This window comes from Pseudoxanthomonas sp. J35 (assembly GCF_000513995.1).
In the GTDB taxonomy this organism is placed as follows: domain Bacteria; phylum Pseudomonadota; class Gammaproteobacteria; order Xanthomonadales; family Xanthomonadaceae; genus Pseudoxanthomonas.
This window is the reverse complement of record NZ_AZVB01000001.1, coordinates 212,048-227,631: the sequence shown is the minus strand read 5'-3', so window position 1 is coordinate 227,631 and position 15,584 is coordinate 212,048. Positions and strand designations below refer to the sequence as shown.

The 15,584-nt window shown below is 70.0% G+C and carries 6 protein-coding genes; all 6 read left to right on the top strand.

What is annotated here, in order from left to right; genetic code table 11:
- Positions 1–237: 237 nt before the first annotated feature.
- The 6 genes from PSEJ35_RS0101065 (at position 238) to PSEJ35_RS0101040 (ending at position 15,535) form a co-directional block, all read left to right on the top strand.
- A complete protein-coding gene (locus tag PSEJ35_RS0101065) occupies positions 238–3,333 on the top strand; it encodes a TonB-dependent receptor (RefSeq protein ID WP_037081985.1) in 3,096 nt (1,031 codons plus the stop codon).
- Between the two features lie 352 nt (positions 3,334–3,685).
- Complete coding sequence (locus tag PSEJ35_RS0101060; RefSeq protein WP_028916164.1) at positions 3,686–6,646, top strand: TonB-dependent receptor; 2,961 nt, start codon at positions 3,686–3,688, stop codon at positions 6,644–6,646.
- Between the two features lie 106 nt (positions 6,647–6,752).
- A complete protein-coding gene (locus PSEJ35_RS15035; protein ID WP_037081981.1) occupies positions 6,753–8,972 on the top strand; it encodes a cellulase in 2,220 nt (739 codons plus the stop codon).
- Positions 8,969–10,906 carry a sialate O-acetylesterase gene (locus PSEJ35_RS0101050; protein WP_028916163.1) on the top strand — a complete coding sequence of 646 codons (1,938 nt, stop codon included), beginning with the start codon at positions 8,969–8,971 and terminating at the stop codon, positions 10,904–10,906. Before PSEJ35_RS15035 ends, PSEJ35_RS0101050 begins: the two co-directional genes overlap by 4 nt.
- A 53-nt stretch (positions 10,907–10,959) precedes the next feature.
- Positions 10,960–12,657, top strand: a complete 1,698-nt coding sequence (locus PSEJ35_RS0101045) for a DUF5597 domain-containing protein (RefSeq protein WP_156924691.1) — start codon at positions 10,960–10,962, stop codon at positions 12,655–12,657.
- Between the two features lie 34 nt (positions 12,658–12,691).
- Complete coding sequence (locus tag PSEJ35_RS0101040) at positions 12,692–15,535, top strand: TIM-barrel domain-containing protein (protein ID WP_037081978.1); 2,844 nt, start codon at positions 12,692–12,694, stop codon at positions 15,533–15,535.
- The last annotated feature ends 49 nt before the right edge of the window (positions 15,536–15,584 follow it).

The window sequence follows — 15,584 nt, the reverse complement described above, 5'->3', positions numbered from 1 at the left end:
ATGCAGCCGTGCCTCCCGACCAAGGGGGGCACGAAGTGCTTCATTTTTGGGAATGTTAGCGCTACCTTTGTGATGACGGTCCGGCCTGGGAGCTCACGCACGGCCGCCGTCCACAACCTAAACAAGCTGGACGTTCGTTTACAGGTCTCTGGGAGGGGAACTGCAATGTCGAGGCAACACCTTCGTGCCGCCCGCGGCGGCGCCATGCCGTACGCGTCTTTCCGTACCAACCGATGCATGCTGGCGCTGGGGATCGCCCTGGCGCTGTCATCCGTCGCCCTGCAGGCCCAGGCCCAGGCGGCGGCCGATCCCGCTCCCGCCAACGACGCCGTCGAGCTCGAGACCGTCGAGGTGAAAGGCCTGCGCGGCAGCCTGATGCGCGCGCAGGACATCAAGCAGGACGCCGAACAGATCATCGACTCGGTCACCGCCGAGGACATCGGCGCGCTGCCCGACCGCAGCGTCACCGAGACCCTCAAGCGCGTCTCCGGCGTGACCGTCACCGGTTTCGCGGCGCGTGACGATACCGACCACTTCTCCGCCGAAGGCAGCGGCGTGATGATCCGCGGCCTGACCTTCGTCCGCGGCGAGCTCAACGGTCGCGACGTGTTCAGCGCCAATGGCGGCCGCGGCCTGAGCTTCGAGGAGATCCCGTCCGAGCTGATGGCGGGCGTGGACGTGTACAAGAACCCCTCGGCCGAGATCATCGAAGGCGGCCTGGGCGGCACGGTCAACCTGCGCACCCGCAAGCCGTTCGACGAGCCGGGTCGCAAGATCGCCGGCAGCGTCGACGTCAACTATGGCGACAAGGCCAAGGACGCGCGTCCCTCGGCCTCGTTCCTGTTCTCCGACCGCTGGCAGACCGGCGTGGGCGAGATGGGCTTCCTGGTCAACGCCTCGTACTCCGAGCTGGCCACCCAGTCCGACGGCATCCAGATCCAGCCGTTCTCCCGCCGCGGCCGCACCCCGGCCGAACAGCCCGAAGGCCTGCCCGACGGCGCAGGCTGGGTCTACGACTGGGAGCAGGAGGCGTGGGTGTCCGCCGACAGCCAGCGCGACCTGCTGCTGGAAGGCACCGACCGCGACCACGTGTTCGTCCCCGGTGGCGTGAACTGGCGCCGCACCGACTTCGAGCGCAAGCGCCAGGGCGGCGCCATCGCGTTCCAGTGGCGCCCGAGCGACGACACCGAGGTCTCGACCCAGGTCATCACCTCCAGGTACGACATGAGCTGGCGCGAGCACTTCATGGAGTACGCCGGCGCCGGCGAGGCCAACAACACCGACAACTGGAACGGCGACCCGGACTACTTCGGTAACGCCTACGACGGCGGCGACGGCCTGGCCGACCGCACCAACCGCCTCATCCCGATGCCGGGCACCCGCTTCCTGTACGACGAGAACGGCCGCTTCCTGAAGGGCTCGATCCGCCTGGGCGGCTGGCGCGGCCAGCCGGGCGACGACTCCAACGGCATGTACCAGGGCCCGGGCATCCAGTTCGCCGTGGGCAACCGCTACAACGTGCAGAGCTCGCAGACCACCGACTGGTCGACCAGCATCCGGCACTACATGACCGACAAGCTGATCATGCGGGCCGACTTCCAGTACGTGAAGGCCGAGAGCGACCAGGTGGACTTCTCAGTCCACACCTCGACCCTGATGGAAGGCATCACCCTGGACCTGACCGGCAAGTACCCGTCGGTCACCCTGGACGACCCGAGCTTCCCGCTGCAGCAGCAGAACTACTTCTGGCGTTCGGCCATGGATCACCTGGCCGACAACGAAGGCACAGAGCGCGCCGCGCGCCTGGACTTCGAGTACAGCTTCGACAGCGACTGGTGGCGCATGGCCCGCTTTGGCGTCCGCCTGGCCGACCGCGAGTACACCAGCTTCTACACCACCTACAACTGGCGGGTGATCTCCGACGACTGGAACCGCATCCAGAACCCGGATCCGACCCGTCCGCCGGTGGCGTGGATCGACCAGTTCTACAGCGACCAGTCGCAGCTGTACACGCTGAAGGACTTCTTCCGCGGCAAGGCCAACGTCCCGACCCAGTTCTGGGCCGCGGCCGACAGCTTCGTCGACATCGCCAAGGTCCGCGACACGCTGGCGACCATTCCCGGCGCGCAGTGGACCCCGGTCGAGTACACGCCCGACGCGGTCAACAGCCAGGAAGAACGCACCCAGGCCGCCTACGGCATCCTGTACTTCGACAACAGCGCCAACGGCCTGCCGGTGGACGGCAACGTCGGCGTGCGCGTGGTCAAGACCAGCGTCGAGTCCGTCGGCGGCGGCCTGATGCCCGACATGACCGGCGCGTACCTGGACGACGTGCTGCCGGAGGTGCGCGAGGCGTTCTACGGCCAGTACTTCGAGAACACGACCCGCAGTTCGTACACCGACGTACTGCCCAGCCTGAACCTCCGCGTGCGCTTCGACCACGGCCTGCAGTGGCGTTTCGCTGCGTCCAGGGCCATCGCGCGTCCGGAGTTCCGCCTGATGCAGAACTGGGTGACGTTGAGCGCGAATGCGGCCGGTTGCGCCACCGCCCGCCGTGACGGCCTGCGCGAGGAAATGTGCGGCTTCGACGACCTGAGCTACAGCGGCAGCGGCGGCAACCCCGAGCTGAAGCCGATGCGCGCCAACCAGTTCGACACCGCACTGGAGTGGTACTTCGGCCCGGCCAACAGCGCCTACATCACCGTGTTCGCCAAGGACGTCAAGGACTACTTCGCGACCTCGGTGGGCTCGGAGATCCTGGCTGACGGCCGCGAGTACGTGATGACCCGCACCCGCAACCTGGACGAAGGCAAGATCCGCGGTTTCGAGGTGGGCTACTCGCAGTTCTTCGACTTCCTGCCGGGCTTCGGCGTGCAGGCCAACTACACCTTCGTGGACAGCTCCGGCGGCACCAATGCCGACGTCAGCATCCCCGACGGCACGCCGGCGGAAGTCCCGGTCGAGCTGCCGCTGGAAGGCCTGTCGCGCCGCAGCTACAACGTGATGGGCATCTACGAGCGCGGCCCGGTCTCGCTGCGCCTGGCCTACAACTGGCGTTCGCGTTACCTGCTGACTTCCAGCGACGTGATGCCGGCGATGCGCCAGCCGGTGTGGAACGATGACTACGGCCAGCTGGACGGTTCGATCTTCTTCAACATCAACTCGAACATCCAGCTGGGCCTGCAGGCCAACAACCTCACCAACAGCACCACCAGGCTGCTGATGGGGCCGCGTGGCTACCGTCGCGACGGGTTCATCGACGAGACGCTGTACAAGCGCGCCTGGTTCGAGAACGACCGTCGCTACTCGCTGGTGCTGCGCGCCAGCTGGTAGGAGGGTGCGGCAGGGGGCCCGCGCGGTCGGGGAGCCGCGCGGGCTCCCGTTTCCTCCGGTCCGCCGGGGGCGCGACCCTGGCCAGGGCGTGGCCGCTGTCACACCGCGCGACCCGCCCGGAAGCTTGGAAAACCATAGGTTTACCGGTGTGGTATTCCGCTCGGGTATAGCTCGGGCGCAAATCTTCATTGGCTTTGGGCGGCGGCAGCTGCCTATCGTGCCGGCCGAGGGTGTATCCGGCCGCGCGTTCCAGTCCTTCCTCCGCGAATGACAGCGCTGGCGAAACCCTGCCGGCCCTGCCGGCCCAACAAAGCGAAGTTTTCGGTCGTCAGTGTCCTGGGAGGGAACTGTGATGTCGAAATACCCCGTCCGCGCCGCCGCCGGCGCCACGTCGCGCCTGCCTGTCCGTCTGGTCCGCTCCACCCTGGCCCTGGGCATCGCCCTGGCCCTGCCTGGCGGGGTGCTCTGTGCCCAGGAGACGCAGGAGGAGCAGGCCGCCCCCGCCCCCGAAGCCGTCGAACTGGAGACCGTGCAGGTCCAGGGCATCCGCGCCAGCGTGATGCGCGCGCAGGACATCAAGCGCGACGCGGACACCTTCGTCGACTCGGTCACCGCCCAGGACATCGGGGCGCTGCCGGACCGCAGCGTCACCGAAACCCTGTCGCGCATCCCGGGCGTGACCATCGACCGCTTCCTGGCCGTGGGCGACCCGGAGCACTTCTCGGCCGAGGGCAACGGCGTGCAGGTGCGCGGCCTGACCCAGGTCCGCTCCGAACTCAATGGCCGCGACAGCTTCTCCGCCTCCGGCGGCCGCGGCCTCAGCTTCCAGGACGTGCCGTCGGAACTGCTCGCCGGCGTGGACGTTTACAAGAACCAGACCGCCGAGATGATCGAAGGCGGCCTGGGCGGCACCGTCGACCTGCGCACCCGCCTGCCGTTCGACTTCGAGGCCGAGAAGCTGGCCGCCAGCTTCAGCCTCAACCGCGGCGACTTCGCCAGGAAGACCAGCCCGTCGGCCTCGGTGCTGTACAGCAACCGCTGGAACACCGGCGCCGGCGACTTCGGCATCCTGGTCGACCTGGCCCGTTCCGACCTGGCCACGCGCACCGACGGCATGTTCGTGCGCCCGTTCTTCCTCAACAGCAACTCCGACGTCGACGGCGACGGCAGCAACGACGCGTTGTGGGTGCCGCGCGGCGCCGACTGGCGCACGCTGAACTACGACCGCGAGCGCAGCGGCGCCTACCTGGCCATGCAGTGGCGTCCGAACGACGACGTCGAGGTCGTCGCCACCGCGTTCCAGAGCAGCTACAACGAGCTGTGGAACGAGGACGCGATCTTCGTCGACAACGACCCGACCCAGGTGTTCCTCGACCCCAGCCAGCCGTACCAGCTGGACGGCAACGTCGTCCGCTCCGGCCGCATCTCCCAGCCCGGCGGCGTGCCGATGGGCACCGACATCCGCGCCTCCAACCGCCGCTCGAAGACCACCGACTTCTCCGCCGGCCTGCGCTGGACGGTCAACGACCGCGTCGACCTGTCCACCGACGTGCAGTACATCAAGGCCGACACGAAGAGTCTCGACTCCACCGTGGCGCTGGGCCTGCGCATGCCGTACATCGACGTCGACCTGGGCGGCGGGCTGCCGTCGATCGGCGTGGACCAGCAGTTCACCACGAACCCCGACAACTACTACTGGGGGTTCACCATGGACCACCAGGACGACAACGAGGCCGAGCAGCTAGCCTGGCGCGCCGACCTGAAGTACAGCTTCGACAGCGGCTTCATCCGTTCGATCAAGGGCGGCGTGCGCCTGACCCGGCGCGAGGCTACCAGCATCGACACCGGCTACAACTGGGTGGCGGTGATCCAGCCGTGGATGCAGTGGTGGCGCCTGCCGGGCGACCAGCCGCTGCCGGGCCTGGACCTCAACGACCAGATCAATTCCAGCCTCACCCACCTCAACACGTTCAACAACTTCTACCGCGGCAAGGCCAACACGCCCGGCGGCTTCTACGCGCCGGTGCTGTCCACCGCGCTGGGCTTCCCGGCCAGCTACCAGGCCATCCACGACGCGGCCCAGCCGTACTACCTGGACAACCCGCCGCCGTACGAGCCGACGCTGCCGGGCCCGCAGCACATCAACGACCAGGAGGAAGACACCACCGGCGGCTACCTGATGCTCAGCTTCGGCCTGGACGACGTGGCCTTCGACGGCAACGTCGGCGTGCGCGTGGTGCGCACCGAGAACTCGGCCAAGGGCTTCCTGGTCTTCCCGGACGAGTTCCGCGCGCCCTACCTGGGCGCGGGCGAATCGGAGCCGATCACCGCTTCCAACTCCTACACCGACGTGCTGCCCAGCCTGAACATGCGCTGGGAGGCGGTGGAGAACCTGATCTTCCGCTTCGCCGCGTCCAAGGCTATCGCCCGCCCGAACTTCAGCGACATGCAGGCCTACCAGGAGCTGCAGGTCGGCATCCGCGACTTCGACGATGCCGGCAACAGCTGCGACGGCACCAGCGTGGTGACGCCCGCCTGCCTGACCCTGACCGGAAGCTCGTACGACAACCCGTACCTGGAGCCGATGAAGGCCAACCAGTTCGACCTGTCGGCGGAGTGGTACTTCGATCCGGAGCACGGCGGCATGGCCTGGATCAACCTGTTCTACAAGGACATCAAGGACTACTTCCGCCGCCAGACCGAGGTGGTGTCGTTCCCGGGCGCCGACGGCAACAGCTACGACTACCTGATCAGCCGCCCGGTCAACGTCGGCACGGCCACCGTCCGCGGCGCGGAGGTCGGCTGGAACCAGTTCTTCGACTTCCTGCCGGCGCCGTTCGACGGGTTGGGCATGTCGGCCAACTACACCTACATCGACAGTTCGACCGAGGTGCCGGACAACATCGACGTGGTGCCGGTGGACACCGACGGCTCGCTGTTCGACGACCTGCCGGCCGACGGCCTGTCGAAGAACGCCTACAACGTGGCCGTGTTCTACGAGAAGGGCCCCTGGCAGATCCGCCTGGCCTACAACTGGCGCAGCAAGTACCTGCTGTCGGTCGGCCCGAACGGCTACAACGGCGACAACAACGGCATCGTCTGGAAGCTGCCGGTGTACAGCGACGACTACGGCCAGCTGGACGTTTCGATCTTCTACCGCCTCAGCGACCACGTGCAGCTGGGCCTGGAGATGAACAACCTCAACGACGCCGAGCAGCGCACGATCATGGACCAGAACGGGGCCGGCAGCCGGGTCACCTCCTGGTACCTCAACGACCGTCGCTACGCGGCGACGCTGCGCCTGACGTTCTGACCGCAGCGGGGGAGGGGAGCGCCGCTTCCCTCCCGCCGCCGGCTCCACCGGCTCCAGGGAGCGCGACCGGCCCGATGGCGGGCGCGCTCCACGAACAGAGAACCCGATGCACAGGCTCCACCCGGCGTCCGTCCTCATCGTGCTCCTGCTGGCCTGCATGGCGCCCGCGACCGGCGCCGGACAGGACCAGGTCCTCTACCGGTGGCGCAACGTCGCCATCGGCGGCGGCGGGTTCGTCACCGGGCTGGTGTTCCACCCTTCCGAGCCGGGGCTGCTGTACGCCCGCACCGACGTCGGCGGCGCCTACCGCCGCGACGCGGCAAGCGGGCGCTGGATCCCGCTGACCGACTGGCTCGGCCCGGCCGAGGCCAACCTCACCGGCATCGAAAGCCTGGCGCTGGACCCTGCCGATCCGCGCCGGGTGTACCTGGCGGCCGGCACCTATACCCACGAGCGCGCCGGCAATGGCGCGATCCTGCGCTCGGTCGACCGCGGCGCAAGCTTCGAGCGCACCGACCTGCCGTTCAAGCTGGGCGGCAACGAGCTGGGGCGCGGCAACGGCGAGCGCCTGGCGGTGGATCCGGGCGACGGCCGGGTGCTGTTCCTCGGCACGCGTGCGCACGGCCTGTGGCGCAGCGCCGACCATGGCGCCAGCTGGCAGCGCGTGGAGGGCTTTCCGGCACTGGCGACGGCGGAATCGGCCGCCGCGGTGGACCACGCCGGCCGCCGCCAGGCGATCGGCATCGTGTTCGTGGTGTTCGATCCGGCCAGCGGAACGCCGGGTTCGCCGACCCCGGTGCTGTACGCCGGCGTCTCCAGCCGGCAGAGCGGTCTGTTCCGCTCCCGCGATGGTGGCCGCACCTGGTCGCCGGTGGAAGGCCAGCCGACCGGGCTGCGCCCCAACCACATGGTCCGCGACGCGCGCGGCGACTTCCTGCTCAGCTACGGCGACGAGCCCGGCCCGGACCGGATGAACGACGGCGCGGTGTGGCGCTGGTCGCCGGCCAGCGGCCGCTGGACCGAGATCACCCCGGCGCCGCAGTCCAGCGACGGCGAGGGCGACGGCTTCGGCTGGGGCGCGGTGGCGGTGGACGCATCCGATCCCGACGTGATCGTGGCCACCACCTTCCGCCGCTGGAAGCCGCACGACGAGGTCTACCGCAGCACCGACGGCGGCCGCCACTGGACGCCGGTCCTGGCCGCGTCGGCGTTCGACCACACCGCCTCGCCGTGGACCGCGCAGGCCACGCCGCACTGGATGGCCGACATCGAGATCGACCCGCACGATCCGGACCGGGTGCTGTTCGTCACCGGCTACGGGGTGTGGGCCTCGCGCGACATGCGCGCGCTGGACCGCGGCGGTACCGTGCACTGGGTGTTCGACGATGCCGGGCTGGAGGAAACCGTTCCGCTGGACCTGCTCAGCACCACGCAGGGCGCGCCGCTGGTCAGCGGCCTGGGCGACATCGACGGCTTCCGCCACGACGACCTGGAGCGCACCACCACCCAGTTCACCGGCCCGCGCTACAGCAACACCGAAGGCCTGGACTACGCCGGCCGCGAACCGCTGCACCTGGTGCGCGCCGGCCACCTGCACCATCCGGATCCGGCGGTGGTGCGGGTGGCGCAGTCGCGCGACGGCGGCCGCAGCTGGACCGCGTTCGCGCAGGAGCCGCCGGCGACCACCGGCGAAGGGCGCATCGCGGTGGCGATGTCGGCCGACGGCGCGCGCGTGGTCTGGCATGCGCGCGGCGGCCCGCACTGGCTGACGGTCGACGCGGGACGCCACTGGCAACGCGTGGACGGCCTGCCGCGCGGCGCGGTGGTCGCCGCCGATCGGGTCGACGCAGCGCGCTGGTATGCGCTCGACCCCGCCGACGGTGGCCTCTACCTCAGCGAGGACGGTGGCGAGAGCTTCCACCGCGCGGGCGCCAGTACCGGCGCGGTCGATGCGCGCTACCGCGTCGACCTGCTGCCTGCGCCGGAGACGCGCGGCCTGGTCCATGTCGTTTCCGGCGATCGTGGCATCCTGCGCTGGAGCGGGGACGACCTCGAACGGATCCCTGGCGTCGAAGTGGTCCATGCCGCCGGCCTGGGCGCACCGGCGCCGGGGAACGAGGTGCCGGCGCTGTTCCTGGCTGGCGTGGTCGACGGCATCGACGGCCTGTTCCGCTCGGACGACGGTGGCCGGAGCTGGCTGCGCATCGACGATCCGCAACACCGCTTCGGCAGCCTGCGCATGCTCACCGGCGATGCCCGCGTATCCGGGCGCGTCTACCTGGCCACCGGCGGCCGCGGCGTCATCTACGGAGAACCTGCACGATGAAGCGACGTGTCCTCATGCTGGTCCTGGCCTGGCTGGCGCCGATGCTGGCGGCGACAGCCGCCACGCTGGAGCTGCCGCTGCTGTTCTCCGACGGCGCGGTGCTGCAGCGCGGCCGCCCGCTGCCGGTCTGGGGACATGCGGCGCCGGGCGCGCAGGTGGAAGTCGAGTTCGCGGGCAACCGCGGCAGCACCGTGGCCGGTGCCGACGGACGCTGGTCGCTGCAGCTGCCGGCGCAGCCGGCGGGCGGTCCGCACGTGCTGGTGGTGCGCGCCGGTGGCGAACTGCGCCGCATCGCCGACGTGCTGGTCGGCGAGGTGTGGCTGGCCTCCGGCCAGTCGAACATGGAATGGCCGGTGGCCAGCAGCCTGCACGCGGCCGAGGACATCGCCGGCGCCAACGATCCGCTGCTGCGCCACTTCAAGGTCCCCAAGTCCTGGGCGGCCACGCCGCAGACGCAGCTGGCCGGCGGGCAGTGGCTGGCCGCCACCCCGCAACACGTCGGCGGGTTTTCGGCGGTGGGCTACGCCTTCGCCCGCGAACTGCGCCAGGTGCTCGGCGTGCCGGTGGGCATCATCGACAGCACCTGGGGTGGCAGCGCGATCGAGGCGTGGATGGACGCTTCGATGCTCGGGCTGGATGCGGCGGCGCTGGAAGCGCGGATGGCCGAACGCCGCGCCGCCGATGCCCGCACCGAGGCGGCCACCCGCGAGCACGTGGCCCGGTGGCCAGCGGTGGATCCGGCTTCGGAAGCCTTCGCCGCCGCGGGACTGGACGACGCGGACTGGGCGCCGATCACCGTGCCGGCGCTGTGGGAAGCCGAAGGCTATGCCGGCATGGACGGCGTGGCCTGGTACCGCGCGCACTTCGACTTGAGCGATGCCGAGGCCGCCGCGGGCGTGACCCTGGGCCTGGGCCAGATCGACGACAGCGACGTGGCCTGGGTCAACGGCCAGCGCGTCGGCGCGACCACCAATGCCTACAACGTGCCGCGCGTATACCGCGTGCCCGCCGCCGCGCTGGAGCCGGGCCGCAACACCGTCGCGGTGCGGGTCGAGGACACCGGCGGTGGTGGCGGCATCGCCGGTGCCCCGGGCGAGGTCTTCCTCGAGACCGCCGGTGGCCAGCGCCGCGCGCTGGAGGGCTGGCGCTTCCGCACCGCAACGGTTGCCGTGTCCGCCGACGAGGGCAAGAACCAGATCGAGACCCTGCTGTACAACGCGATGATCCACCCGCTGCAGCCGTATCCGCTGGCGGGCGTGATCTGGTACCAGGGCGAGGCCAATGCCCACGACGATGCGGCCTTCCGTTACCGCGACCAGTTCAAGGCGATGATCGGGGGCTGGCGCGGCGCCTGGCAGTCGCCGGCGATGCCGTTCCTGTGGGTGCAGCTGGCGGCCTTCCATTCCGGCGACGACCGGCTGCGCGCGGACGGCACGGTCGCGGACAGCCCCTGGGCCACGCTGCGCGAATCGCAGTCGGCGGCGCTGGCGCTGCCGGCCACCGCGCAGGCGGTGAGCATCGACGTCGGCGACACCCACGACATCCACCCGCGGGACAAGCGTACGGTCGGCCATCGCCTGGCGCTGGGCGCGCGGCGCGTCGCCTATGGCGAGCACGACCTGGTGCACAGCGGTCCAGCATTCCGCGCGGCGCGCGCGCGGGGCCGGGAACTGGAGCTGGAGTTCGATGCCGCCGGCGGCGTGCTCGCGACCCGCGGTGGCGGCACTACGCCGCGTGGCTTCGAGGTCGCCGGCAAGGACGGACGCTTCCATCCTGCGGAAGCGCGGATCGAGGGCGCTACCGTGGTCCTGCGCAGCGCGAAGGTGGAGCAGCCGGTGATGGCGCGCTACGCCTGGAAGGACGATCCGGGCGAGGCCGACCTGGTGGGACAGGACGGCTTGCCCGCGTCGCCGTTCCGGACGCAGACGTGGTGAGCATGAAGGTCGCGAAGCGGCCGGAGGAGCAGGCGATGCGGAATGGAGCGGGAATGGCCGGCATGCGTGCCAGTCGCGCGCTGGCCGGAGTGGCGCTGGCGTTGCTGCTGGCCGCCTGCGGCGCGCGTGAGGATGCAGCGGACGCCACGGCCGATGCGGGCGCGGCGCCGACGGTGGCCAGGCCGGCGAAGCATGCGCAGGCGACCGCCGAAGCGCCGATCCCCGCCATCGTCACCCGCGACGGCCGCCACGCGCTGCTGGTCGACGGCGAACCGTTCCTCATCCTGGGCGCCCAGGTGAACAATTCCAGCAACTGGCCCTGGGCCTTGCAGCACGTATGGCCGGCGATCGAGGTCGTGAAGCCGAACACGGTGATGGTGCCGGTGGCGTGGGAGCAGATCGAACCGGAGGAGGGGAAGTTCGATTTCTCGTTCGTGGACGAGCTGCTGGCGCAGGCGCGCGAACGCGAGGTGCGCCTGGTCCTGCTGTGGTTCGCCACCTGGAAGAACAACGCCCCGCACTACGCGCCGAAGTGGGTGAAGCTGGACAACGAGCGCTTCCCGCGGGTGGTAACCGCCGACAGGCGCACGCTCAACTCGCTGTCGCCGCACGCGCCGGCGACGCTGGAGGCCGACCGCAAGGCCTTCGTCCAGCTGATGCGCCACCTCAGGGCCGTCGATCCGCAGCGCACGGTGATCATGGTCCAGCCGCAGAACGAGCCGGGTACCTACGGCAGCGTGCGCGACTTCTCGCCGCTGGCGCAGCAGGCGTTCGAAGGCCAGGTTCCGCAGGCCCTCGTGGAGAAGCTTGGCAAGCGGCCGGGCACCTGGCGCGAGGTGTTCGGCGCCGACGCCGACGAGTTCTTCCACGCCTGGCACATCGCCCGCTTCATCGACCAGGTCGCCGAGGCCGGCAAGGCCGAGTACCCGCTGCCGATGTACATCAACGCCGCGCTGCGCGGCCCGTTCAATCCGGGCCAGCCGGGGCAGTACGCCAGCGGCGGGCCGACCGACAACGTGCTGGACGTGTACAAGGCCGCCGCGCCGCACATCGACCTGCTGGCGCCGGACATCTACATGCCCGAGTACAGCCACTACACCACGGTGCTGGACCGCTACGCGCGCCCGGACAACCCGCTGTTCGTGGCCGAGACCGGCAACCGCGCCGAGTACGCGCGCTATTTCTTCTCCGCGCTCGGGCACCAGGCCATCGGCTGGTCGCCGTTCGGCATCGACTACACCCGCTATTCCAACTGGCCGCTGGGCGCCAAGGCGATGAATCCGGAGACGCTGGAACCGTTCGCGCTCAATTACCGGCTGGTGGCGCCGGCGGCGCGGGTGGTGGCCCAGGCCAGCTTCGAGGGACGCGTGCACGGCACCGCCGAGCAGCCCGGCGAGCCAGTGCAGCGGTTCCGGCTCGACGATCGCTGGAACGCCGTGGTCACCTACGGCGTGCCGCAGTTCTGGTTCCAGGGCGAGCCGCCGGGCAACCCCGAGCCGGTGGGCGCCGCACTGATCGTGCAGCTCGGCCCGGACGAGTTCCTGGTCACCGGCATCCATGCGCGCGTGGAGATCGTGGCCGCCGACCCGGCCGTGGCCGCGCGCCAGATCTACGAGTACGTGGACGAGGGCAGCTACGGCGCCGACGGCCAGTGGCGGTTCCTGCGCCGCTGGAACGGCGACCAGACCGACTACGGCCTGAACTTCACCAGCGCGACCCAGTTGCTGCGGGTGAAGTTGGCGACCTATTGACCAGGCGCGCGAGCGCCGAGGAAGGAGTGGCGAAATGCGAAAGACGAAGTCCCGGTTCCTGCTGGCTCTGGCCGCGGCGCTGCCGCTAGCCGCGGCGGCGCAGGAGGTGAAACGGCTGGCCGACGGCGTGATCGTGCGCCCGGCCGATGCGGGCGCCGCCGACGTGCGCCTGCAGCTGGTGGACCCGAGCATCCTGCGCGTCAGCGCCGACCCGGACGGCGATTTCCAGCGCAGCCCCAGCCTGATGCGCGCGCCCGTGGCCGGCCCGGCGCCGTCCTTCACCCTGGAGCGCGGCGCCGGCGCTGTGCGCCTGCAGGCCGACGGCATCGCCGCCGAGGTGGCGCTGGCCGACGGCAGCGTCCGCTTCTTCGACGCGCAGGGCCGGCCGCTGCTGGAGGAAAGCCCGGGTGGGCGCGGCTTCGAGCCGGTCGAGTTCGAGGGGCGGCCCTACTACAGCATCCGCCAACGCTTCCGCTCGCCCGAGGACGAGGCCTTCTACGGCACCGGCCTGCACCAGCAAGGCTGGATGAACCTCAAGGGCCGCGACGTGGAGCTGCTCCAGCACAACATCGACAAGGCCATCCCGTACCTGCTGTCCAGCCGCAACTACGGCATCCTGTGGGACAACAACGCCATCACCCGCTATGGCGACCCGCGCGGCCTGCGCCCGCTGCAGGAAGGCCTGCAGGTGTACGACGCGCAGGGCCGGCCGGGCGCGCTGACCGCGCGCTACTCCATCGACGGGGTGGAGAAGGTGGTGCGCCGCGAGGCGGAGATCGCCTACCAGTACATCAAAGACCTGAAGAACCTGCCCGGGGACGGCTGGAACAGGGCCCAGGGCGGGCGCACCCAGGTGGTGTGGGAGGGCGCCATCGAGGCGCGCACCGCCGGCCGCCACACCTTTTCCCTGTACAACAGCGAGTACGCCCGGGTGTACGTGGACGGCGAACGGGTGATCGACCGCTGGCGCCAGAACTGGAACCCCTGGCACCACGAGTTCGCGCTGGACCTGACGCCCGGCACCCGGCACCGCCTGCGCGTGGAGTGGGACGCTATCGACCCCTCCTACATCGCGCTGCTGCACCGCGACCCGTTGCCGGCCGAGGAGGCGCGCGACCTGTCGATCTGGTCCGAGGCGGCGCAGATGATCGACTACTACGTGGTGGCCGGGCGCGACGCCGACGACGTGATCGCCGGCTACCGCCGGCTCACCGGCAAGGCGGTGATCCTGCCCAAGTGGGCCTACGGTTTCTGGCAGAGCCGCGAGCGCTACAAGACCCAGGCCGAGTTGACCGGCGCGCTCGACGAGTACCGCCGGCGCGGCTTGCCGATCGACGCCATCGTGCTCGACTGGTCCTACTGGCCGGAGGACGCCTGGGGCTCGCACAACTTCGACCCCAAGGCCTTCCCCGACCCGGAGGGCATGGTCAGGCACGTCCACGACAACCACGCGCAGATCATGATCTCGGTCTGGCCCAAGTTCTATCCCACCACCGAGCATTTCAAGGAGCTGGACGCCAAGGGCTACATCTACCGGCGCAACATCGAGGTCGGTGAGCGCGACTGGATCGGCGAGGGCTACCTCAACTCGTTCTACGACCCGTACGCGAAGGAGGCGCAGGACATCTTCTGGCGCCAGGTGAACGAGAAGCTCAACAGCAAGGGCTTCGACGCCTGGTGGCTGGACGCGTCCGAACCGGACCTGCACAGCAACATCGACATCGGCGAGCGCAAGGCCCGCACCACCCCCACCGCGCTGGGGCCGTCGGCGGAATACTTCAACTCGTATCCGCTGGCGCATTCGGAAGGCGTGTACCGCGGTTCCCGCGAGGTCGATCCAGACAAACGCGTGTTCATCCTCTCGCGCGCCTACTTCGCCGGCCAGCAGCGCGCCGCCGCCGCGTTCTGGAGCGGCGACATCGTCCCGCGCTGGGACGACCTGCGCGAGCAGATCCCGGCGCTGGTCAACGCCTCGATGGCCGGCGCGCCCAACGTGAGCTTCGACATCGGCGGCTTCTCGCCGGAGAAGCGCTACGAGAGCAAGGACCCGGCGCACCTGGACGAGTGGCGCGAGCAGAACCTGCGCTGGTTCCAGTACGGCGCCTTCGTCCCGGTGTTCCGCCTGCACGGCCAGTTCCCGTACCGCGAGATCTGGGAGATCGCCCCGGAAGGCACGCTGCACTACGACAGCTTCGTCCACTACCTGAAGCTGCGCTACACCCTGCTGCCGTACATCTACACCCTGGCCGGCGACACCTGGCACCGCGACGGCACGATCCTGCGCACGCTGGCGATGGACTTCCCGGACGACCCGAAGGTGCGCGACATCGCCGACCAGTACCTGTTCGGCCCCGCCTTCCTGGTCGCCCCGGTCACCCGCTACAAGGCCCGCGAGCGCGAGGTGTACCTGCCGGCCGGCACCAGCTGGATCGACTTCCATACCGGCCAGCGCCACGCGGGCGGGCAGGGCATCACCGCCGCCGCGCCGCTGGAGCGCAGCCCGCTGTTCGTGCGCGCCGGTTCGATCGTGCCGCGCACGGTGGTGCAGCAGTACGTGGACGAGAAGCCGGACGCACCGCTGACCCTGGAGGTCTACACCGGCGCCGACGGCCGTTTCTCGATCTACGAGGACGACGGCCGCAACTACGGCTACGAGCGCGGCGAGTACAGCCGCATCCCGCTGGCCTGGGACGAGGCGAAGGGCGAGCTGCTGATCGGCGCGCGCGAGGGCGGGTATCCGGGGATGCAGGCCCAGCGCGAGATCCGGGTGCGCTGGATCGGCGGCCCGCGCGCCGATGCCGGCACGCTGGAGCCGGCGGCCGATGCGACCGTCCGCTACACCGGCAAGCCGCTCAGCGTGCGTCGCCCGCGCAAGTGAGCCACTTGCGCGCCCGGCCACGATTGCCCGGCGCGCAGCTTCCGCATGA